General features: G+C 64.3%; 20 protein-coding genes (1 of these 20 only partly in view). 16 read left to right on the top strand and 4 right to left on the bottom strand.

Annotated elements, in window-relative coordinates; translation table 11 throughout:
* Nucleotides 1-3 precede the first annotated feature (3 nt).
* The 15 genes from ACLIMP_RS16100 to ACLIMP_RS16030 all read left to right on the top strand — a co-directional run bounded on the left by ACLIMP_RS16100 (nt 4) and on the right by ACLIMP_RS16030 (nt 15886).
* A complete protein-coding gene (locus ACLIMP_RS16100) occupies nt 4-1182 on the top strand; it encodes a type II and III secretion system protein family protein (protein ID WP_082370258.1) in 1179 nt (392 codons plus the stop codon).
* Between the two features lies 1 nt (nt 1183).
* Nucleotides 1184-2350 carry a CpaE/TadZ family protein gene (locus ACLIMP_RS16095; protein WP_054436414.1) on the top strand — a complete coding sequence of 389 codons (1167 nt, stop codon included), beginning with the start codon at nt 1184-1186 and terminating at the stop codon, nt 2348-2350.
* Nucleotides 2347-3714 carry a TadA family conjugal transfer-associated ATPase gene (locus ACLIMP_RS16090; protein ID WP_185999217.1) on the top strand — a complete coding sequence of 456 codons (1368 nt, stop codon included), beginning with the start codon at nt 2347-2349 and terminating at the stop codon, nt 3712-3714. The genes ACLIMP_RS16095 and ACLIMP_RS16090 overlap by 4 nt, the downstream gene beginning before the upstream one ends.
* The gene (locus ACLIMP_RS16085; protein ID WP_443478541.1) at nt 3708-4610 is read left to right on the top strand and encodes a type II secretion system F family protein; all 903 of its coding nucleotides are present in this window, start codon (nt 3708-3710) and stop codon (nt 4608-4610) included. The genes ACLIMP_RS16090 and ACLIMP_RS16085 overlap by 7 nt, the downstream gene beginning before the upstream one ends.
* The gene (locus ACLIMP_RS16080) at nt 4610-5506 is read left to right on the top strand and encodes a type II secretion system F family protein (RefSeq protein ID WP_185999219.1); all 897 of its coding nucleotides are present in this window, start codon (nt 4610-4612) and stop codon (nt 5504-5506) included. Before ACLIMP_RS16085 ends, ACLIMP_RS16080 begins: the two co-directional genes overlap by 1 nt.
* Complete coding sequence (locus tag ACLIMP_RS16075) at nt 5503-6225, top strand: tetratricopeptide repeat protein (protein WP_132469605.1); 723 nt, start codon at nt 5503-5505, stop codon at nt 6223-6225. Before ACLIMP_RS16080 ends, ACLIMP_RS16075 begins: the two co-directional genes overlap by 4 nt.
* A gap of 2 nt (nt 6226-6227) precedes the next feature.
* Complete coding sequence (locus tag ACLIMP_RS16070) at nt 6228-8045, top strand: TadG family pilus assembly protein (RefSeq protein WP_054436419.1); 1818 nt, start codon at nt 6228-6230, stop codon at nt 8043-8045.
* 74 nt (nt 8046-8119) lie between these two features.
* Complete coding sequence (locus ACLIMP_RS16065) at nt 8120-8293, top strand: Flp family type IVb pilin (protein WP_054436420.1); 174 nt, start codon at nt 8120-8122, stop codon at nt 8291-8293.
* 8 nt (nt 8294-8301) lie between these two features.
* Nucleotides 8302-8739 carry a TadE/TadG family type IV pilus assembly protein gene (locus tag ACLIMP_RS16060; protein WP_054436441.1) on the top strand — a complete coding sequence of 146 codons (438 nt, stop codon included), beginning with the start codon at nt 8302-8304 and terminating at the stop codon, nt 8737-8739.
* A gap of 39 nt (nt 8740-8778) precedes the next feature.
* Nucleotides 8779-9201: a hypothetical protein gene (locus tag ACLIMP_RS16055; protein WP_231635774.1), complete on the top strand. Its 423-nt coding sequence runs from the start codon at nt 8779-8781 to the stop codon at nt 9199-9201.
* Between the two features lie 29 nt (nt 9202-9230).
* The gene (locus ACLIMP_RS16050) at nt 9231-10241 is read left to right on the top strand and encodes a response regulator (RefSeq protein ID WP_292636583.1); all 1011 of its coding nucleotides are present in this window, start codon (nt 9231-9233) and stop codon (nt 10239-10241) included.
* 127 nt (nt 10242-10368) lie between these two features.
* On the top strand, nt 10369-11574 hold the full coding sequence (locus tag ACLIMP_RS16045) for a GGDEF domain-containing protein (protein ID WP_231635776.1): 1206 nt from the start codon (nt 10369-10371) through the stop codon (nt 11572-11574).
* Nucleotides 11575-11781: 207 nt separating this feature from the next.
* Complete coding sequence (locus ACLIMP_RS16040) at nt 11782-12120, top strand: hypothetical protein (protein WP_054436423.1); 339 nt, start codon at nt 11782-11784, stop codon at nt 12118-12120.
* On the top strand, nt 12117-14969 hold the full coding sequence (locus ACLIMP_RS16035; RefSeq protein WP_324699170.1) for a hybrid sensor histidine kinase/response regulator: 2853 nt from the start codon (nt 12117-12119) through the stop codon (nt 14967-14969). The genes ACLIMP_RS16040 and ACLIMP_RS16035 overlap by 4 nt, the downstream gene beginning before the upstream one ends.
* On the top strand, nt 14966-15886 hold the full coding sequence (locus tag ACLIMP_RS16030) for a GGDEF domain-containing response regulator (protein ID WP_185999221.1): 921 nt from the start codon (nt 14966-14968) through the stop codon (nt 15884-15886). Before ACLIMP_RS16035 ends, ACLIMP_RS16030 begins: the two co-directional genes overlap by 4 nt.
* A gap of 8 nt (nt 15887-15894) precedes the next feature.
* Here the strand turns inward: ACLIMP_RS16030 and ACLIMP_RS16025 are convergent, their stop codons facing one another.
* Nucleotides 15895-16950, bottom strand: a complete 1056-nt coding sequence (locus tag ACLIMP_RS16025) for a Leu/Phe/Val dehydrogenase (RefSeq protein ID WP_443478896.1) — start codon at nt 16948-16950, stop codon at nt 15895-15897.
* Between the two features lie 137 nt (nt 16951-17087).
* On the opposite strand from ACLIMP_RS16025, the gene ACLIMP_RS16020 reads away from it, so the two are divergent.
* A complete protein-coding gene (locus ACLIMP_RS16020) occupies nt 17088-17549 on the top strand; it encodes an Lrp/AsnC family transcriptional regulator (protein WP_054436426.1) in 462 nt (153 codons plus the stop codon).
* On the opposite strand, the gene ACLIMP_RS16015 is transcribed toward ACLIMP_RS16020, so the two are convergent.
* The 3 genes in view from ACLIMP_RS16015 to ACLIMP_RS16005 are tightly spaced (at most 2 nt apart) and all read right to left on the bottom strand, a layout consistent with a single transcriptional unit that may run on beyond the window.
* Nucleotides 17521-19026 (bottom strand): PepSY-associated TM helix domain-containing protein, encoded by a 1506-nt coding sequence (locus tag ACLIMP_RS16015; RefSeq protein WP_221937258.1) that lies wholly within the window; start codon nt 19024-19026, stop codon nt 17521-17523. The two genes, ACLIMP_RS16020 and ACLIMP_RS16015, sit on opposite strands and share 29 nt — an antisense overlap.
* Nucleotides 19011-19571 carry a hypothetical protein gene (locus ACLIMP_RS16010; protein ID WP_443478540.1) on the bottom strand — a complete coding sequence of 187 codons (561 nt, stop codon included), beginning with the start codon at nt 19569-19571 and terminating at the stop codon, nt 19011-19013. Before ACLIMP_RS16010 ends, ACLIMP_RS16015 begins: the two co-directional genes overlap by 16 nt.
* 2 nt (nt 19572-19573) lie before the next feature.
* Nucleotides 19574-21132 carry the 3' portion of a TonB-dependent siderophore receptor gene (locus tag ACLIMP_RS16005; RefSeq protein ID WP_054436428.1) on the bottom strand. 571 nt of this gene lie beyond the right edge of the window, so only the last 1559 of its 2130 coding nucleotides appear in the window; its start codon lies off the right edge, out of view — the gene reads right to left on this strand; the stop codon is at nt 19574-19576.

The raw sequence follows: 21132 nt of genomic DNA, 5'->3' as shown, positions 1-21132 counted from the left end.
GCCATGATTGCCTCCTGCCTGCTGGCCTGCGCGTCGACGCTGGCCCCGGCCTTCGCGCATGCGCAGGAACAGGAGAGCCTGCAAGTCGACGATCAACGCACCCTGTCCTTCCCCAAGGCAATCGGCCGGGTGGAAGTCAGCCGCGAAAACGTGATCGGCATTTCGGCGCCTACGGCGCAGTCGCTGCGGATCAAGGCGTTGGCGACCGGGGATGCGCTCCTGACCGTCTTCGCGCAGGACGGCACCGTGCTGGGCGAGCGAAACGTGCGGGTCGGCGCGCCGGGAATGTCGGCGCAGAACGCGAACTATCGTCCGGGCGAGAAGGTCGTTGCGGTGGACGTCCAGTTCGCAGCCGTGTCCAGTTCCACGCTCAAGGCGCTGGGGTTCAGTTTCTCGAAGCTGGCCGGAGATCTGCAGGGCGCGGTCATTTCGCCTAGCAGCCTCAACAGTGCCAGCTTCGGTAACGATGGCCTGTCTATCGACAGTTCGGCGCCGATCCAGAGCGCCTTCAACCTGTTCCTCTCTGCCCGCAATCACGGGATCGGGGCGATCCTCAGCGCGCTGTCTTCCAACGGGCTGTCGCAGTTGCTCGCGCAGCCGACGCTGCTGGTGCGTTCGGGCGAGCAGGCCAGCTTCCTGGCCGGCGGCGAGTTTCCCGTCCCGGTGCCGCAGAACACCGGCGGCACCGGCAATACGATCTCGATCCAGTACAAGGAATTCGGCGTTCGCCTGTCCGTGACGCCTTATGTTCTCTCGCCCGAGCATATCGTGCTCAAGCTTTCTCCCGAAGTCAGCGAACTGGACTACAACAACGGTGTCCAGCTTCAGGGCTACGTGGTTCCCGGAATTCGTCGCCGCTCGGCAGAGACGACCGTGGAACTGGGCAGCGGCCAGAGCTTCGTGATTGCTGGCCTCAACTATAGCAATAGCGCGGTGACCAAGGACAAGGTGCCTTTCCTCGGCGATATTCCGGTGCTCGGCGCCTTCTTCAAGCGCCAGCAGAACCAGAAGGAACGGCAGGAGCTGATCATCGTGGCCACGCCGCGCCTGGTCGAGCCCGATGCGGTTCCACCGCTGCTGACGAATGCCACCCGTAAACTCGATCCCGGCATCGGCGACATGATCGTCGGTAATGACGGGGTGGAGAAAGCCGTTGCCGCCTTTGGCGTTGTGAGGCCCTGACATGCCGAAAATCCACCTTCTCTCGGTAGACCGCACTCTGGCGCAGCGCATTGCCGAAGCGATGGGCGAGCATGTCTCGGTCGAGATCGTGCAGTCGCTCGACCAGGGCGATGTCGATGGGCCGGGCATCGTCGTGATCGATCACGCCTCGGTGCCGGCGGAGCGTTCGCTGGCCTCGTCGATCGGGGAAGTGGCACAGGCCGCGCCCGGACGCGCCGTGGTTGTGGCCACGGAGGATATGTACGCCGGGCAAGTGCTGCAGGCGATCCGGGCCGGCGCGGCAGACGTGCTTCCGCGCAGCGCGAGCGGCACCGAAATCTCCGAAATCCTGACGCGCGTGCTCAACAGTGCGCTGGCCACGCAGGGCCGGCTGGGCCGCCTGACCATGGTTCTGGGTAACGATCGCGAGGCAACCGCGATGCTGGCCACCGACATGGCCCTGGCGTTCAGCCTCAACCAAACCCCGACCCTGCTTGTCGATTTTACCCTGCCTTCCAGTACGGCCGAAGCCTATCTCGATCTCAAGGTCGATTATGGCCTTGCCTCCGCCGTCGCCGATCTCGACCGGATGGACACCAGCCTGCTGGCCGACGCACTGGCGCGCCATGAGGCGAGCGGGCTTTCGCTCATCACCTTCGATGGTGGCACCGGCAGCGAGCCGGTGGGCATCGGTCCCAATGATGTCGTCGGCCTGATCCAGCTGCTTCGCGCGAATTTCGTTCAGGTGGTGGTCTGTGCCGGAAGCCTGCGCCATGGCGGATTGCTGCGCGAACTGGCGTCGCAGGCTCAGGCGATCGAGATCGTCTGCAGCCAGTCGATCCGTGAACTGGAAGCGTGCCGTCGCCTCATGGACAAGGTGTCGCTCGACACTGCCAGCGGATCGCGCACGCGGCTTATGGTATGGGACTATGAACCGCGCATCCTGCTCGATGGTCGCCGGATGGCCGACGCGCTGGGTATCGAGGCGCTCATGGGCGTGCCGACCGACCGGATCCGGACTGCGAACGCGCTCAATGCCGGGCGTCCCCTGATGTTCGACCGGGAAAGCGGACCGTACATCCAGGCGGTTCGCCGGGCCTGCAACATCGCCGCGCCCGTGAAAAGCGGCAAGGGCAGCATCGACCGGATGCGCCGCGCGATCCTGCGCTCGGTGGAGCGCACCGCATGAGCCTTCTCACCAACGAGGAACTGCACGAAGGGCTTTCGGCCGGCCGCCGCAAGTCTGCGGTGACACAGCCGTCCGCGCAGCGGATGAGCGACAGTTACCAGGCGGTCAAGGCGCTCACTTGCCAGCAGGTGATCGAACAGCTGGAAACCCAGGGCGTCACCGCGGAATCGCTCGACCAGCGCACCCTTAGGCACGAGATCGAACAGGTCATCAACAGCCGCAGCCGGCGCGGGCAGCTTGCGCTCAACAGCGCCGAGCGGCTGCTGCTGATCGAGGACGTGGAAGACGAAGTCGTCGGCCTGGGTCCGCTTGCACCGCTGCTGCGGGACAACACGATCGACGACATCATCGTCAACGGCGCCAATACCATCTACGCCGAGCGCGGCGGTCTCTTGTCGCGGGTGGAAACGCGTTTTCGCGACGACGCGCATCTGATGAATATCATCCAGCGCATCGTCGGTCCGATCGGGCGGCGCGTGGACGAGGCGACACCGTTCTGCGACGCGCGCCTGGCTGACGGTTCTCGCGTCAACATCGTCATTCCGCCCATCGCGCTCGACGGGCCGCTGGTATCGATCCGCAAGTTCCGCCTTCAGGCGCTGACCCTCGACGATTGCGTCGCCAGCGGAGTGATGAGCGCGCCGATGGCGACTTACCTCACCAGCGCGGTGCGCTCGCGCCTCAATGTCCTGATCTGCGGGGGCACCGGTGCCGGCAAGTCGACGCTGCTCAACGTGCTCTCCAGTTGCATCGGCAATCATGAGCGGCTCGTGACGATCGAGGACGCGGCCGAGCTGCAGCTCTGCCAGGACCACGTCGTCCGGCTGGAAACCCGTCCTCCCAATGTCGATGGCAGCCGCGAGGTCAGCTCCCGCGATCTCGTCCGCAACGCGCTGCGCATGAGGCCCGACCGGATCATCCTTGGCGAGGTGCGCGGCGTGGAAGCCGTGGAGATGCTTCAGGCCATGTCGACCGGGCATGACGGTTCGATGGCAACCCTGCACGGCAATTCGCCGCGCGACGCGCTTTCGCGACTTGAAATGCTGCTGGGCTTCGCGGGGCAGCAAAGCGACATCCGGGCAGTGCGCCGTTTCGTGGCCAACAGCGTCCATGTGATCGTCAATATCCAGCGCCTGAGCAGCGGCGTCCGCCGCGTGACTTCGGTGACCGAGGTGACCGGCGTGGAAGGCGATGCCTTCACGCTCAACGAACTCTTCCGCTTCGATGAGCAGCCGCCGATGTCCGGGGAAGGGACGTTCCAGACGCTGTCGCCCCGGCCCTATCATGCCGCGCGGCTCAAGGACTATCCGATGCCGAGCCTGACCAAGACCCGCGTCGCCAATGGAGTGGCCGCGGCATGGTGAGCGGCGGGGCCTATCTTATCCTTGCCTTCCTGATCGTGGGCCTGATCGCGTTCTACCTTACCGGCGAACGCGCCAAGGGCCTTTCCGCCATCGATCGCCGTCTTGCCGCGATGGCCGGTCCCGAAGCCGCGCCGGTGCGTTCTGTCACCGCCATATCGGTGCCGGAGCGGATCGCTCCGCTCATGGCGCAGGCCCAGCTCGAAATCACGGTGCCGACGGTACGACTGCTCGCCGGCATCGGCCTCGCGCTGGTCTTCCTCGTGCTGGTGCTGGCCGGACCGGTCGCTGCACTGGCCCTGCTGCTAGGACTGCCGATGGCGGGCCTGTCATGGCTTCGCGAGCGCGCCCGCAAGCGCGTGGAGGCGCTTACCGAAGCCCTACCGCTCTATCTCGACGGTGTGCGTCAGCTTCAGGCGGTGGGCAATTCGCTGTCACAGGCACTGGCACGCACCTTGGCGGATGCATCGCCGGTCGTCCGCTCCTATTTCGACACGGCTGCGCGGCGGCTGGAAATGGGCGCGCCGGTAGCCGAGACGATGCAGCAGCTTGCCGACCGCATCCAGGTGCCGGAAGTCTCGATGATTGCGGCCGCCATCCGCACGAACCTGCGCTACGGCGGTTCGATCGGCGCGGTGTTCGGCAACCTTTCGCATATCCTGCGCGAACGGCTGCGCATCCGGCGCGAGCTCGTCGCGGCAACCTCGGAGGCGAAAGTCAGCTCGCGCGTGCTGATCGCCATGCCGCTTCTGGCAATGGTGGGGTTGGTGCTGATGAACCCCTCCTATCTCGAGTTCTTCATCAAGGACCCGCGCGGGCAATCGCTTTCGCTCGTCGCGCTGGGGCTGGAAGCGGTGGGCGTGCTGATTATCCGCCGCATGCTGAGGCTCGAATTCTGATGCAGTCGCTGGCCTCCTTCCTGCTTTTCGGCCTGGCCCTTGGCAGTCTGCTGATGGTGCTGGCCGGAGTGCGCCTGCTGAACGCAGACAACCGCCTGCGCGCCCGCATCGACGGTGCCTCGGGCGCTGCCACGGGATTGACGGGCAAGTTGCCGTTTCCCTTGCCGCGCATGTTCACCGTGCGCGGGCGCGACCGCAGCGAAATCGAACAGAAGCTGCGCAAGGCCGGCTACTTCGAAGCCAATGCGCTGGAGACCTTTGCCTGGCTGCGGCTCGCCGCGGCGGGCGGCGTTGCCCTTGCCTCCATGGCGACTTGCTTCGTCATCAACGGCAACCCGCTCCGTCCGCTGTTTCCGACGCTGGCCCTCGCGGGACTGACCTACATCGGCGCCAAGTATGTGCTGCAGATGCGCGCAGCGACGCGTGAGCGGATACTGACGGCTGAATTCCCCTTCCTGCTCGACCTGATGTTGATGATGCTGGAAAGCGGCGTCTCGCTGGACCAGTGCTTCCGCGGCATAGCCCGCGAGGAACGGGTTGCGGTTCCCAATCACGCCCGGCTGGTGGCCATGCTGGTCGAGGATCTCGATCGCGGTCAGGATTACCAGCTGGCGTTCGATCGCTGGGCCTCGCGCGTGGCGGTAAACGGCGCACGCGAACTGGCCACGGTGTTCCGCCAATCGCTGTTCCACGGCATGGAGCTGGTGCCTTCGCTGCGCGAATTCATCCGCGAATTCTCGCAGCGCCGGGTCGCTCGCGCCCGCGAAGCCATCGGCTCGATCACGGTGCGCATGGTAATCCTGATGCTCGTGTTCTTCATGCCGGCGCTGTTCATCGTGCTGGCGGGACCGCCGGTTGCCGCCATTCTCGATACTCTTGGGGGGGCTTCCTCATGACGATCCGACACATTTACAGGTATCTCGCCGCGACAGGCGGCCTGACGGTGCTCGCCGTGGGAGGCTTGCCCGCGCATTCGCCGATCGCGCCTGCGAAGGCGGCGGAGGCGCTCGATCTCGATCAGGGCGGATCAACCCGGTCGCTTTACCTCGTGCTTATCCAGCAGGCCCGCAAGGATGGCCGGCAGCGCGCCGCCCTCGCATTCCTCGACGATTTCGATCGCCAGTATCCCGGAGACCGCGAAGCGCGCATCCTGCGGGTCAACTGCCTCCTTGACCTTGGCCAGATGGGGCAAGCGCAAACTGCCCTCGCGCTGATCCCTGCGACGGATCGCAGCGCCGAGGCGATCGAGATCCGGGGGCATGTCCTGGCTGCGCAGGAACGCTGGCCGGAAGCCATCGCCGAGTATCGCGCGGCGTTGAGGGCGAGCCCCGCTAATCCGCTCACCAGCAATGCGCTGGGCTATGCGCTGTTGCGGCAGGGGCAGCCCGGCGAAGCGATTGAGGCCCTCAAGGGCGCTTATGACCTGGCGCCCCGGAACGAGGTGGTCCGTAACAACCTTGCTCTCGCGCTGACGGTCGCCGGTCGGCGGGGCGAAGCCGACGCGCTGTTGTCGAAGGTTCGCGATGCCACGGAAAAGGCCAGGCTGCGTCAGCAGATTGCCGAACAGGCGGCGCTGATGCTGGCGCCTCCTGCCACCGCTTCGCGGGAGCCGTGACGATGGGCCGCCTTGCTGCATCGCTGCGATCGCGCCGCCTGCGCCCTTTGCGGGAACTGCGCGGCGATCAAGGCGGCGTGATCGGGCCTATGGTGGCGGTTCTGGGCGTGTCGCTGGTTGGCGCGGCGGGGCTCGCGCTGGATGTGGGGCTCTATTATCTCGGCAACCGGGACCTACGCGCCGCTACCGAGGCGGCAGCGCTGGCGGCTGCGATGAACCCGCTTCAGGCCGAAAGCCGTGCGCGGGACTATCTCGTTCGCAACGGTTACGATGCGTCGGTTCTCAAGTCCGTGCAACTGGGCCGTTATTGCGCGGATTCCGGCCTGTCGAGCGAGCAGCGTTTCGATGCCACGATGGCCCGCTGCCCCGGAAACGGTCTTGCCAATGCCGTTCGTGTGACCACCGGAAAATCCGCCCGCCGCTATCTCACCGGGGTTCTGGGCGATGCCAGCCCCATACCCGACCTGGGAGCTACCGCTTCGGCGGCACGGGTGGACGAGGCGGGCGTCGGGATCACCTCAGGTCTTCTCACCGTCACCAATTCCCTGGTCAATCTCGTCAACGACCTGCTCGGCGCGTTGCTCGGCATCAAGCTTCGCCTTTCGACCGCCGATATCGAAGGCATGATGAACGGCGATGTCGATGCCGGGCTGTTCTTCGATGCCCTCGCCCGGAACGCCAATTTCACCGGCACTTACGGTCAGCTCGTGCAAGGCAGCTACGGACTGAAGGACGTGGCCAATGCCGCCGCCAGCGCTACGACCAATCCCGCGACCAAGGCCGGGCTGACAGCCTTCGCCTCGCAAGTGACCAATGGCTACCAGGTTCCGATGGCAGGGTTGTTCGGTCTCGGCGTGTGGAAGAACATGCCGGTGGGCGAGGCCGACGTGAAGCCGGCGCTGCGTGCCGGGATGAATGCCTACCAGCTCATCTCGTTCGCCGCGCAGGCAGGCCCCGGGGCCATCGATCTTTCCGATACCGTGAGCCTGCTGGTGCCGGGCAGCACGGTCAGGGTCGGGGCGGTGGCGTCCGGACCGATGGACCGCCCCCGTTTTTCCTTCGGACCTGCCGGAGAGACCGTTGCCGGAACCTCGATGCTGCGGCTGCAGGTGCTGATCGAACTGGTCAACCTGAAGCTGCCCGTGGTCAAGGACCTGCTCTCGGCGGAGATTCCCGTCATTCTGGATGTGGCGGCGGCGCGGGCCGAAGTCGCGTCGATCAACTGCGCGGGCAGTACGGAGCAGAAGGTCGACACCCGGGTGACGGTCAATGCGACGAGCGGTCTGGTCAATGCCTATATCGGCACTGCGCCGACCAATGCGATGACGAAGCCTATCCCGTCGCTGACCGCGGCCGACATCAAGCAGGCCAGTATCATCAGCTCATCGTTGCTGGGCATCCCGATCATCGATGTAAAGGCGCGCGCGATCGCGCAGCCGGTGCTCGGCAACAGCGCCGCGCTGGTGTTCGGACCCGGCGGGCAAGGCACTATCGGCACGCCGGCAGCACCGGGGCGCTCCGCGTCGATCGGCAACGGATCGCAGGTCGGCCCGCTCCTGACTTCGCTCGTCAGCAGCATTTCGGCACCGGACGGCCTGCAGGTCAACCTTCTGGGCCTTTGCATTCCGCTTGTTTGCGAGGCGAACACCGCGGCGGTGCGGTCCGCGCTTCTCAGCGCCATCGTGACCCCGGTCAGCGCACTGGTCGGCGGGACGGTCGATCCGCTGCTCGACAATCTGTTGGCGGCGCTGGGGATCCAGCTCGGTCACGCAACAGTATGGGTAACAGGTGCGCGCTGCGGCGTGCCCGTATTGATCTAGATTTCTTAAGACCGGAGCCGGATACCTCCACCGGTTACGGAATTTTAATCGGAGGAAATGGGGAGTATTGAGCCATGAAAACCATTCGTAAGCTTTTTGCGCGTCTGATCGCTGATGAACGCGGCCTTACGGCTGTTGAATATGCAGTGTTGGGAGCAATTGTGGTGGGGGCCATCAGTTCTATCGGAACTGCATTCGGAAGCGGCCTTACCGGCGCCTTCCAGACGATGATCGACAATTTCTCCTGACAAGGATGATGCGCATGTCAGCTGATCCGATCCGTCGACTGCTGAAATGCGACAGGGGCATGGCAGCGCTGGAGTTCGTTTTCCTCGCTCCGGCGCTGCTCGCCCTGGTTTTCGGGATATTCGTCTATTCGATCTACTTCAGTGCTCTCATCGGGGTGCGTCATGCCGCAGCCGAAGGCGCCCGCGCCGCGGTTGCGGGATTGTCGACTCAGGAACGTGTATCGATTGCAGAGACACGGGCCAAAGAAGTGATCGACGGCTACGGGAAAATTCTTGGCGGAGGTTCGTCGCCGGTGATCACGGCGGCATCGGATGGTACCGGCGTGTTCAAGGTAAAGGTCAGCTATGACATGGCTGCCAGTCCCATCATGAAGTATGGGAATTTCATCCCATTGCCATCATCCAATCTGGAGGCAAGCGTGATCGTGACGAACGGGGGATACTGAATGGGCGGGATGGGATACTTCAATATAGCAGTATTGATATTGCTGCTTCTGCCGGCGGTAGTCCTGCCGTGGGAAGGGCGAAAGCCTTCCGATCTGCTTTATGTGGCGATTGCGCTGGGCGGCCTGGCCTTCGCGGGCGCTCGGGGCGGCCTGCCGGCGGTCGGCTGGTCGGTTGCCGCCGGATTGGGGTGCCTGCTGCTGGTAACCGCGGGCGTGGCTGCGCTGCGCACCGGAATGCAGCTCCAGATCCTGACCGGCGGCCAGATCAAGCTGCTGGCGGCGGGGGCAACCTGGCTGGGCGTCGAGGGGGCGCTTTTCGTGATTGCGATCACGGCGCTGACCCTGCTGGCTCTGGCAGCAGTCCAACAGTTCCGGACCGTCGCTCGACGGCCTGATTCGGCGGCCATCATGGCCATCGCCATCTTCTGCGTCGGACTTCAGCAAGTCCTGCCCGGCACCTAGCGGCCCGCTCAGACGAGGTTATTTTGCACATGAACGTGATGACACCGACCTGGCGAACGCGACTTGGGGCCATTCTCAATCCGGGACCGGCCAGCGCGGAAAATGAGAGCGAATATCCGGTGCACGACGATACGCCGCCCGAGCCGGTCCTTATCGTGGATGACGACGAGGACTTCGGCAGCGAGTGTGCGTTCAGCCTCCAGCTCATGGGGTATGAGCCGGTTGTCGCAACAAGTGCAGAAGAGGCGATGGAGCTGTTCGAGGAGCACGAGATCTCGATCGCGATCGTCGATTACAATATGCCCGGACAGGATGGCATCGCGCTGATCCACGCGCTTTCGCAAAGCGCCGAGATGCGGGGGCGGCGGCTCCAGTTCATCATGGCCACAGGCTATGCCAGCAAGGATGTCGCCATCGACGCGATGCGGGCTTCCGCTGTCGACTTCCTGGAAAAGCCGGTCAACCAGTCGGATCTCCGCAAGGCGTTGCAGCGTATCAAGGGATTGCGCCAGACGCCGGAGGCGAGAGGCTCGCTGCTGGGAAAGATTTCCAGCCTGAGCACCGAACTTCAGCGCCTTGCGATCCTGATGGATGACCCGGACGCTTCCGCGCGGCGGGCCGATGTAGCTCCTTCAGATGAGATCAAGGCGCCGGTCGCCGGGGTTAATGCGCCCGCTTCCGAAACCGGGCAGTTGACGGATTACATCCGGGAACTGCTGCGCAAGGAAATGAAACGCAGGGAGATCGGCGGCGGCGAACTGTTCGGGGATCCAGCCTGGGAAATGTTGCTCGATCTTCTGCTGGCCAAGATCGAAGGCCGGCGCGTTTCGGTATCGAGCGCCTGCATCGCCTCCGGCGCACCGATGAGCACGGCGCTGCGGCTGGTGCGGCGACTGGTTGGGGAAGGTGTGCTCTGTCGATTGCCAGATGAGCAGGATCGTCGTCGTCACTTCCTGATCATCAATCCCAAGTTCGAACTGCCCCTGCTGGATTATCTTACCGAACAGCTTCGCCAGCGGTCGGCTGCTTCCACCCGGTAGCAGGGCGCGGGCTGACTCGAAAATTCGGCGATCAGGAACGCTTTGTTTACCAACAATCGTTAGCAAAGCCGCCGTTCCGACCTACGTGAATGGCCTGATGACTACCGACCCGCGGACAATGTTGTTCATGTCAAATGCGATCGCCTTCGTGGCGTCCGCATTCCTTATGCTGGAATGGCATCTCTTGCGGGAGCGGTCGCTGGCATATTGGAGCGCCGGTTTCGGCGCGATCGTGGCGGGCTGCACGATCACGCCGCTGCGGGAGCAGGGGTTCTTCATTGCGGGCATCTGGGTGGCCAATGGCCTCCTGGTGGTGGCGCATATCGCGTTTCTCTTCGGTACTTCCGCCTTCGCCGGAAAGCGTCCGCCCAAGGCATGGACATGTGTGCTGATCGCCTGGTTGGCGATGCTGGCCGTGCCTGAGGGGCCCGCGCGAACGCAGGTCCTGGCGCTGACCAATTCGCTGATCGTTGCGTTGCTCTCGCTCAAATGTGCGGATCTGTTGGGCGGGCTGCGCAAACGGCGAGACCCCGATACCACGGTGCTGGCCTTCGCCTTTCTCGGGCATGGGGCATTCTATCTCTTCAAGGCTTTCGCGGTGTTTCTGCCTGGGGCCTTCATCAACTTGACGCATTACAGCGGCCTGATGATTTCGGTTTCGCTGTTCGAAGGGATCATGATGGAAGTGGCCCTTGCGCTGTCCATTGTCGGCACGCTGCGTCGGCGCCGCGAACAGAGCATCGTGAAACTGGCCGAGCACGACCCGCTGACGGGGCTGCTCAACCGCCGTGGCTTCGAAGCGCGCGCGAATGCCCTGCTGCGTGCGGAAGCCGGCCAAGGGGCCTTGCTGCTGCTCGATATCGACCATTTCAAGTCGATCAACGATGGCTACGGACATCCTGAAGGGGATCGTCTGCTGATCGCCTTGGGTGTGTTCCTCAACTCGGCCCTGCCCGAAAATGCGGTCTATGCCCGGCTTGGTGGAGACGAGTTCGCCGTTTTGCTACCCGGTACCAGCGCCTTGTCGGCGCTGACGCTGGGCAAGACTCTTTGTCAGGGCTTCGCCAGGATCGGAGCGCGGGGGAACGGCGGCACGCTAAGCATCGGCTGCGCGACATATTCGGAAGGCTCGCTTGCGCTGGAAGAACTGCAGGCGATTGCCGACAGGGCGCTTTACGACGCCAAGCGACAGGGCAGGAACCGTTCAAGTCATCGCGATGCGACGCCTGCGGATACGGCCTTGTCCAGCATTCCAGCGCTGCATGAGGCGCACGTTCCCGCGACTTCGGCCGACGTGCTTTCGATCGCGGCCGCGTCGCCGACCCGCGCCTGAGGAAGCGTTAGGGCCGGTTATCCACCGGCGCGAAACCGCAGGCGCGAATCCCCGCCGTAAATCGAGGCATCCCGCTTGAGAAACCTTTACCAAAACAATACCTAATCAAGGTAAGTGATACAGTTTGGACCGGGGGGGACAAATTTGCGATCGACCAGGGTATTCAGCGGAAGACAGGAACTGCATGGCGCGGCTGCGCCGGGAGCCTTGGACAAACAGGCGTTCCGGCTGCGTGATCTCGTGCCGGCGGCGGTTCTCCTCGCTTCCGGGCTGACCGCCCTGCTGGTGGCTTCGGTCTGGAGCGATGCCGCCGATGGCAAATACATCGTCGTGGCCCCGACCGACTGGTCGTTGTCGCGAACGATCGGTCTTGTCCGGTCGGCTGACGGCCGGCTTCTCCAGCGAGCCAGGATTCCCAACGTCATCTTCGCTTCGTCCGCCTCGCCGGACTTCGCGTCTCACCTGCGCGCTGCCGGCGCCTGGCTCGTGGAGCCGGCGCCCCTGCCGCCGGGGTGTTCCATTTCCGAAGAAGGTTCCGTGCCGTGATCGGTGTTCTCGACAAGTTGCGCAACCAGTTCGGCCGCTTCCTGATACCCCTGTTCTGGGGGCATGTACCGCTCCAGGCCGTGGTTGCACACGCGATGGGGCTATCGCCGATCCGGGCGGGGCTTGCCGCCGCCATCGTCGCTCTGGCCTACCATCTTACATGGCGACGCTGCGGTACGGCGCCCGCCACCCGCTATCTTTCGGCGGTCGCCCTGATGGCGGAACCGGCGATGCTGCTGTTCCTGCTTCGCGGACACCCGTGGCAGATGGACATGCATATGTACTTCTTCGCCATGCTGGCCCTGACCATCGCCTGGCTGGACCGCGAGACCATCCTCGTGGCGGCGGGGGCGATTGCAGCGCATCATCTGCTATTGCTCTACCTGCTTCCCTATGCGGTGTTCCCGGCTGCAGGCAATCTGGAGCGGGTCCTGCTTCATGCGTCGATCGTCGCTTTCCAGACTGCCGTGCTGATCTGGCTGAACAAGATGCTGCTCGCCAGCTTCGACCGGATCGGCCGCATGAGCGAGGAAATCGTCGCCAAGAACGCCGCGCTGGAAGCGCGCACGCGCGAGGCCGAGGATGCGACCCGCGCCAAGAGCATGTTCCTGGCGAACATGAGCCACGAGATACGCACACCCATGAATGCGATCATGGGCTTCTGCCATCTGGTTGGCCGCACGAACCTTGACGACCGGCAGCGCGGATATGTCGAGCGGATCAGCGGCGCTGGCGCCTCGTTGCTGAGGCTCATCAACGACATCCTGGACTATTCCAAGAACGAGGCGGGCAAGCTGACGCTGGAAGCGAGGCCTTTCGATTTGCGCGCGGCGATTGCCGGGCAAGTCCAGCTTCTCACGGTGGAGGCAAGTGCCAAGGGCGTGCAGATCGTCTCGCAGATCGATCACAAGGTTCCGAGCGCTGTAATCGGAGACGAGTTGCGGTTCTCGCAGGTCGTGCTCAATCTCCTCAGCAACGCCGTGAAGTTTTCCAACCGGGGCGCGGTGACGATCGCGGTCGATTTGCGTTCGCGGGATTCCTCGCGGCTCACGATCGAGCTTTCGGTTCGGGATCACGGCATCGGTATGTCTGCGGAGCAGCAGGCGGGCCTGTTCAGCTCGTTTTCCCAGGGGGACAATTCCACCACCCGGCGGTTCGGCGGAACGGGTCTGGGGCTGGCGATCTGCCGCCAGATCGTGGAGCAGATGGGCGGTGACATCGGCGTGGAGAGCGCGCCGAACCTTGGCAGCACCTTCACCTGCCGGATGGTCTTCGCAGAGCACGCGAACAGGCGCGCAGATGCGATGCCCGCACCGTATCTGCGCCGGCTTCGCGTTCTGGCGGCGGACGACAACGCAGCCGCGCGTCAGGTCGTGGAGGAGATCTTCAACGACTGGCAGATGGACGTCGATCTCGTTTCCTCCGGGGACGAGGCGGTGGCCGCCTTCGCCAGTGCGGCGCAGCAGGGGGCGGCCTATGATCTCGTCCTGCTCGACTGGAAGATGCCGGGCATGGACGGCATGGAGGCGGTGCGGACTTTGCGGCGCATGCAGCACGGCGCGCCATCGCCGGTGACGCTGATCGTCACTGCCTATGCGATTGACGAGATGGCGGCCGAAGCCGGAGAGGCGGGGGTCTCGGCTTTCCTCACTAAGCCGATCGACCCGGCGGCTCTGCTGGATACGATCACCTCGTTGTTCGCCGAGGCGCAACGGGCGCCCGCTCCCAGGCAGACGGAATCGGTGGCGGAAGGCAAGGTCGAGCCGCATTTACGGGGCCTGCGCGTCCTGCTGGTGGAAGATAACGAGATCAACCGAGAGATCGCGATAGAGTTGCTCACGCACGCCGGCCTGATCGTGGACAGCGCGGAAAACGGCCGGATCGCCTGCGAAAAGGTCATGGAACACGGCGCTGAATATGCCGCGATTCTGATGGACGTGCAGATGCCGGAAATGGATGGCATCGAGGCAACGACGATCATCCGCGAAACCTGGACGGCGGACCAGCTGCCTATCATCGCGATCACCGCTCACGCCTTCGAAACCGAACGGGAGCGCTGCCTGTCTGTCGGCATGAACGATCACGTCGCCAAGCCGGTCGATCCTTCGCAATTGCTCCGTACTCTCAATCGCTGGCTGAAGCCTGCCGTCGGATTGCTCGCGGCGGAGCCCGCGGGGCCCGATGTGCCCCCCCACTCTCCGGATGCGCTGCCCCGGCAGCTCGGCCCGTTCGATCTCGAAACCGCGCTCAAACGGGTGAATGGCAAGGAGGCCCTGCTGCGCAAGCTGGTCATCAGCTTCGCCAATTCCTATGCCCATGCCGAACAGGAACTGCGTGAGCGGATTGCGGCGGGGCAGATCGGCGATGCCCGGCGGCTGGTGCACAGCCTCAAGGGCGTGGCGGGCTCGCTGGAACTGCGCGCGCTGCAAGCCTGCGCGGCAGAGGTTGAACGTCTGCTCGCACAGGATGCTGTTGCCGAGGCGCAGTCTGCACTTGTCGGGCTCGTTCCAGAGCTGAACAGAGCCGTGGCCGCTGCCCGCACACTTTCCACGGAGCCGCCGCCGCCATCATCCTTGGGACTGGTTCTGCCGGTGGACACCGGCTCCGATCTCGGCACCATCCGCGAGGAACTGCGCGGCTTGCTGCATCGTCGCAGTCTGGGCGCGCGGCATGCCTTCGAAAGGATGGCGCGGGCGATGGGCCTGTCCGATGCCGAGCGACTGAATCACCCCCTGCATTGCGCACTCCAGAAGCTCGATTACGTCTCGGCTCTCGCCCTGCTGGATGACGTGCCCATGGAACCTGCGGGAAGCAGCCGGGCGGCCGCATCGGAAGGCATGCCTTCGTGACCAAGGCGACCATCCTCATCGTCGATGACGATGTCGCGAACATCGAGATCATGAACGCCGTGCTCGAAGACGATTACGACGTCTGCTTCGCCATGTCGGGCGAGGAAGCGATCGAAACGGCGCGGACGGTGGACCCGGACCTGATCCTGCTCGATATCGTGTTGCCGGGGCTGGACGGTTTCGAGGTTTGCCGGGAGCTCAAGGTCGATCCCGTGCTGGCGGACGTGCCGATAATCTTCATGACCGGCCTCGACGATTCCGAGGACGAGATGAGGGGCCTTTCGCTAGGCGCGATCGACTATGTGGCCAAGCCGATCCAGCCCGCCATCCTGCGGGCTCGGGTGAGCAACCATGTCGAGCTGAAGCGCCTTCGCGACAAGCTGGCCGAACTGGCGGTAACCGATGCGCTGACCGGGCTCAGCAACCGGCGGCAGCTTGAACGGACGCTGGAGGCAGAGTGGTCCCGAATGTGCCGCAGTGGTGACTGGCTGTCGGTCATCATGCTCGACATCGATTTCTTCAAGCAGTTCAACGACACCTACGGACATGTTGCCGGAGATCGCTGCATCGTCATGATCGCGGCCACGCTCAACCGAGCCTTGCGCCGCGTTACGGCGGTGACGGCCCGTTATGGCGGGGAGGAGTTCGTGTGTATCCTGCCCGGCGCGGACCCGGCTTCCGCGCGGCAGGTCGCGGAGGAAATCCGCAGGCAGGTCAACGCGTTGCAGATCCCTCACGAGACATCGCAGGTCAGTTCCTACGTTACCGTCAGCATCGGTGTCGCCAGTGCGCGCTGCACTGGCGACATGACGCCTGAACGGTGGATCGCGGAAGCGGACAAGCAGCTCTACCTTAGCAAGGTCGGAGGCCGGGACCGGATCGTCGGAACCCAGTTCCAGGTGACCTGCCTGGGTTGACGGCTGCGTCAGGCCGGCTCGGCAACCCGTTCCGGCTGCATCAGCCGCTCGGCGATGCGGTCCGCGACGGTCGAGGGCGGGAGTGCGTCCTGCGCCGCTTCATCGAGAAGCGCAGACACGCGGGGGCCGATCTGAAGGACGCGCTGGCGGACTTCATCGGTGCTTTCGTGAAGGTACTCGGCCGAGACGTTGATGATGCCGCCTGCATTGGCGACGTAGTCGGGCACGTAGACCAGCCCGCGTTCCAGCAGGAGGCCGGCGACATCTTCGCTGGAGAGCTGGTTGTTGGCTGCTCCGCAAACGATCTGGGCCTGCAGTGCCGAGACGGTTGCCGCATCCAGCACGCCGCCAAGGGCGCAAGGCGCGAAGACATCGGCGGCAACTCCTGAGATCTCGCTGACCGGCACGATGCTGGCGCCATGCTTCTCGGCGATCCGCGCGCAGCGGGCCGGATCGATATCGGCCACGACGAGCCGGGCGCCGGCTTCAGCCAGCAGATCGCACAGGTGTGCACCGACGTTACCGACGCCAAGCACCGATACCGTCATGCCGGAAAGGCCGCCGCCGAAACGGAACCCCGCAGCGAAGCGCATGGCCTCGAACACTCCGAGCGCGGTCCAGGGCGAAGGATCGCCCCCGGCGCGGCCGGGCAGTGCCGTGCGGCCGGCCACATGGTTCGTGTGGCGTGCAACCGCCTCCATGTCCGATACGCTGGTGCCGACATCCTCTGCCGTGACATAGCGGCCTTCGAGCCGTTCGACAGCCTCGCCGAAAGCCTCGAACAGGGCTGTGCGGTCGAACGCACCGGCCAGACGGCGAAGCACGGCCTTGCCGCCGCCGAAGGGCAGTTCGGCCATGGCGTTCTTGTAGCTCATGCCTTCGGCCAGACGCACAGCGTCTGCCATGGCGGCGCTTTCGTCGGCGTAAGTCCAGAACCGGCAGCCGCCGGCAGCCGGTCCGCGCGCGGTGGAGTGAATGGCGATTACACCGTCAAGGCCGGCAGCTTCGTCGTAGAGACGGACATATTCCATCGGCGGCGTCATGCGGCTGGCGCGGGCGACCATTTTCGAACTCCAGTCGGGATTGGCGTAATTGCCGCAAGCATTGTCGCAGGCCGGGCGGGAGATTTCTCTCCTCATTTGGGTGCGGGAAGCTAGTTTTGTGGCAAGACTGACCCGAGAATACATGATATGAGAATGAAATGACCGAACTTGATCCCTATGAGCGCAAGATTCTCCGCGAGCTGCAGCGCGATGCAGGCCAGACTACGGCGCAGATCGCAGAACGGGTGGGCTTGTCCTCTTCGCCATGCTGGCGCCGGATCGATCGGCTTGAGCGCGAGGGCTACATCAAGCGGCGGGTGGCGCTGGTAGATCGAAAGAAGGTCGGCCTCGATGCCCATGTCTTTGCGCAAGTGAAGCTCAACGCCCATGGCCGCGCCAATCTCGACGAATTCTCCGCCAAGATCCGGGAATTTCCAGAGGTTCTGGACTGCTACGTGCTGATGGGCTCGATCGATTTCCTGATCCGCGTCGTCGCCGCCGATATCGAGGCTTACGAAAAATTCTTCTTCGAGAAGCTGTCTCAGCTTCCCGGCGTTCAGGAAATCAACTCGATCGTGGCCTTGTCGGAAATCAAGGCGACGACCGAGTTGCCGATCTGACCGCGTTTTCCGGGACGCCGGCGCTCGGAAACGCGGCGTTCGCCTTGCGGCGGGCCAGTGGAAGCAGGCCGAGGCCTGCACCGGACAGGGCAAGCGCCAGGTCGATCGCCACCGAACTTGCGGGATGGGTCGGCGCCAGCGCGAAATGGCCTATCCCCGTCGCCAGCAGTGCGAGCCCCAGCGCTGTGCGCAGGCGCGCCGAAGTGATTTCGGCCGGGCGAAGCGTTGCGGCCGCGAGGCCCAGTACCAGCAGGCCCCAGAACACCGGAACCAGCGGGGCTTCGGCACCCGCAATCGCCCGCAGCCAGTAGACCAAGGCCAGCGCGAGCGGACTGCCCCAGATCGTCACCGCCCATTGCGCTTCAAGGCGGGTGGAGGGCCGCCCGCGCGCACGGCGCTTCATCAGCCAGAGCGTCGTGCCCGTCGAGATGATGGCGCAGAGCGCGAGGCCGAAGAGGAAATAGGCGATTTCCACGGGCACACCGCCAAAAGTGCCGAAATGCATCTTGTAGATCGAGGCGATGGCCTGCTGGCCGGTCCGTCCGTCCGAGAGGCCGACATTTCCGCGATAGTTGCCGGTGCCTCCGAACAGATAAGTCTCGCCGTAGATCAGGCGCCGGTCGTGGTCGGCAAGCACGGCAATCTGCTGGCCAGCGGTGCCGGGTTCCTCGATCGTCACATAGGTCACGCGGTGACCGGGACGGTGAGCGGCCATCCATGCCAGGGCCCGGTCCGCGCGGGCTACGGGTGCAGGGCTGGTATCGGCCTTGGGTTCGGCCCCGAACAGGGGGCCGTAAGCAGCCTCGAAGTCACCGGCATGGCGTTCCGCGGCGATGGTCTGGAATACCAGTTGTCCCAGGCCCAGTATGGCGCCGGTGAAGCCCAGCGCGGCCACGAACGGGAGCAGCCAGACGCCGAAGCGGTTGTGCAGGTCGGACCGGCTGAGTTGCGGCCTGCCCCGCAGGCGCATGCGGAAGGCATCGCGGAAGATGCGCGGATGGGCGATCACGCCGGTGACCGTTGCTGCGCAGAGCATGATGCCCAAGGTTCCGGTAAGCAGCAGCCCCCAGAACATCGGCAGGTGCAGGTAGTAGTGGAGGAAGAGGACGAACTCGGTCCAGACGTGCGCTTCCGGGGCATCGTAGCGCCCCGCGGCGTCGACGTAGGCCGCACCGTTATCGGTCGTCACGACCACGCGCGGAAGGCCCTCGGTCGGCAGGTGGATGAAGGCGTGAGTGGTTGGCTTTCCTTGCCGCGCGAGCAGGCCTTCCAGAGCGCGCTGGGCGGCTTGCGGCGAGATTTCGGCCATTTCGGCGGCGGAGGGTTCCTCCCAGCGCTGCAGGTGTTCCTGGAGGACGACCAATGCGCCGGACAGGCAGACGAGATAGAGCGCAGCCCCTATCAGCAGCCCGATTGCGGCATGGCCGGCAAGGGCGCGCTGCACTAGTCCTTCGGAAGGCTTCACATTGCCAGCCATGCAATCCCTCCAACCAGTGCGACCGCGACCGGCGCGGGGATCATCGCCGAGAGAGTCCTGCAGGTCATCTGCCAGCTTGCCATCGCAATCCACAACAGGGGAAGCAGGAAAAGCGCCGTTGCCGCGGCATCGGCTTCGTGGCTGCCGGCGCGGAACATCGCGCGTTGCACCACCCAGGCGAGCCATAGCCCGGCAGCAAGATCCAGCCCGACGACGACAAGGAACACGCCGCAGCGACGGGCGATATCGGGCCAGTCCACCGGGCCGACCGGCAGCGGCGCGGGCGCCCTTTCACGCGGTGTGCGCTGCGGCGCCGGGGTAGCGGCAGCGGCCTGCGCGATCACGGCCAGTGCCATCGTCATCGAGACGGTTGCGCCCGCCGTCAGTCCCCAGGCGCCTTCACCGGCTGCCAGCAGGACCGTGGCAACCGCCATCGCCGTCCATGCGATGGCCACCACGGCCCTGCTGCGCTGCCATCCGTAGCGCAGCAGCAGCGGACCGGCCGCACAAAGCGCCAGCGCGCCGGTGAGGGTTGCCCCGGCCATCGTCAGAAACTGAAGCCGACCGTTCCGCGCACCGTGCGCGGAGCACCGTAGTAGGCCTGGTCCCACTGAAGGCTTGTCCAGTACTTCACATTCGTCACGTTATCGACGTTCACTGCGAGCGACACGTTCTTCGTCACCTGATAGCGGGCCATGAGATCGACGATAGCATAACCTTTCTGCGTCATGGTCGCATCTTCGCCATCGGCGGTGAAGGCTTCGTAAAGCTGCGATATCCTGCTCTGGTACCGGGCCGAAACACCCATGCGCAGTTCGTCGAGCGAGGGCGGGGAATAGACCGCGCTCAGCCGTACCGTGTGGCGCGGAATGAAGGTCCGGGCTTTATCGCCCTGGTCATCCTCGATATCGACATAGGCATAGCCGCCCGAGAGCTGAAGGCCCGGCAGCGGCTCGCCCGCCACATCGACTTCGACGCCTTGCGACCTGGCGTTGACACCTCTGTAAAGCGTCTGGCCAAGGTCGGGATCGAAGCCGATGGATTCGGCCACATTGTCCTGCCTGGTCTTGAAGACGGCCACGGCGGCGGTGAGCCTGCCATCGTTCCACGCGCCTTTGATGCCGGCCTCGTAGGTTTCGCCTTCGAGGGGATCGAGGATCGATCCGTCCGCTGCGAGTTGCACCTGCGGGCTGAAGATCGTCGCATAGCTGGCATAGGCGGTGAGAGTGCCGGTGAGATCGAAAGTCAGGCCGGCGAACGGCAGGAACTTGGTCCGGTCGAACGAATAGGGCGTGTCATAGGAGATGCCGGTTCGCTTGGCATTGGTGACATTGCCGCCGATCATGACCTTGAGCGGATCGGCCAGCGAGATGCGTGCCAGGCCGTAGACACTGGCGATCTTGGTCTTGAAGTCGGCCGTCACGGCATAGTCGCCGAAGTTCGGGTAAGCGAAATCGCCGTCAAAGGCGCTGTTACCCGGCAGAGCGACGCCGATGGCATCTGCATCCACCGATTCCTGCTCGACCAGACGGGATTCTCCATAGTTCACGCCAAGGACAACGTCATGCTCCTGCCCGCCCAGGTGGACCTTGCCAGTGACATGGGCATCGATGGTGGTCTCGCGCAGCCTGTCGAGATAGGCGCCGGGATAGGAAAACAGTCCATCGCCGGTTTCGGGATCCTGTGCGCCGTAAACATAGAACAGCTTGGAATCCTGGTCGCGGGCGCGGCGCAGAACCGAGATTTTGGCGTTCCAGTCTTCGCTGAACTGATGAGTGACATCGGCAAAGAAGTTGCGGTCCAGCGAGTACCAGGACGACCACGGCTGGGCCGAATTCGCCGAACGATCGTAGGTCACTGGAGAGCCATCGGCATAAAGAAACGGCAGGGCGCCCCAGCTTACGCCTCGGGGGTCGCTTTCCTGCCAGGAATATCCGGCGGTAACGACCGTGTCCGGTCCAAGGTCGGCCGCGGCAACACCGTAAAGCGTCAGCAGCGACGAATGGTAGTAGTCGAGATAGGAATCGCCCGTGTCATAGGCACCTACGAAGCGCGTGCGGATGCTGCCGTCTTCGGTCAGCGGCGTGTTGATGTCCACGTCGCCGC

It is taken from the genome of Novosphingobium aeonii (assembly GCF_052279045.1).
In the GTDB taxonomy this organism is placed as follows: domain Bacteria; phylum Pseudomonadota; class Alphaproteobacteria; order Sphingomonadales; family Sphingomonadaceae; genus Novosphingobium.
Note: the sequence above shows the minus strand (reverse complement) of the source record. Positions and strands in the feature narration are given on the sequence as shown.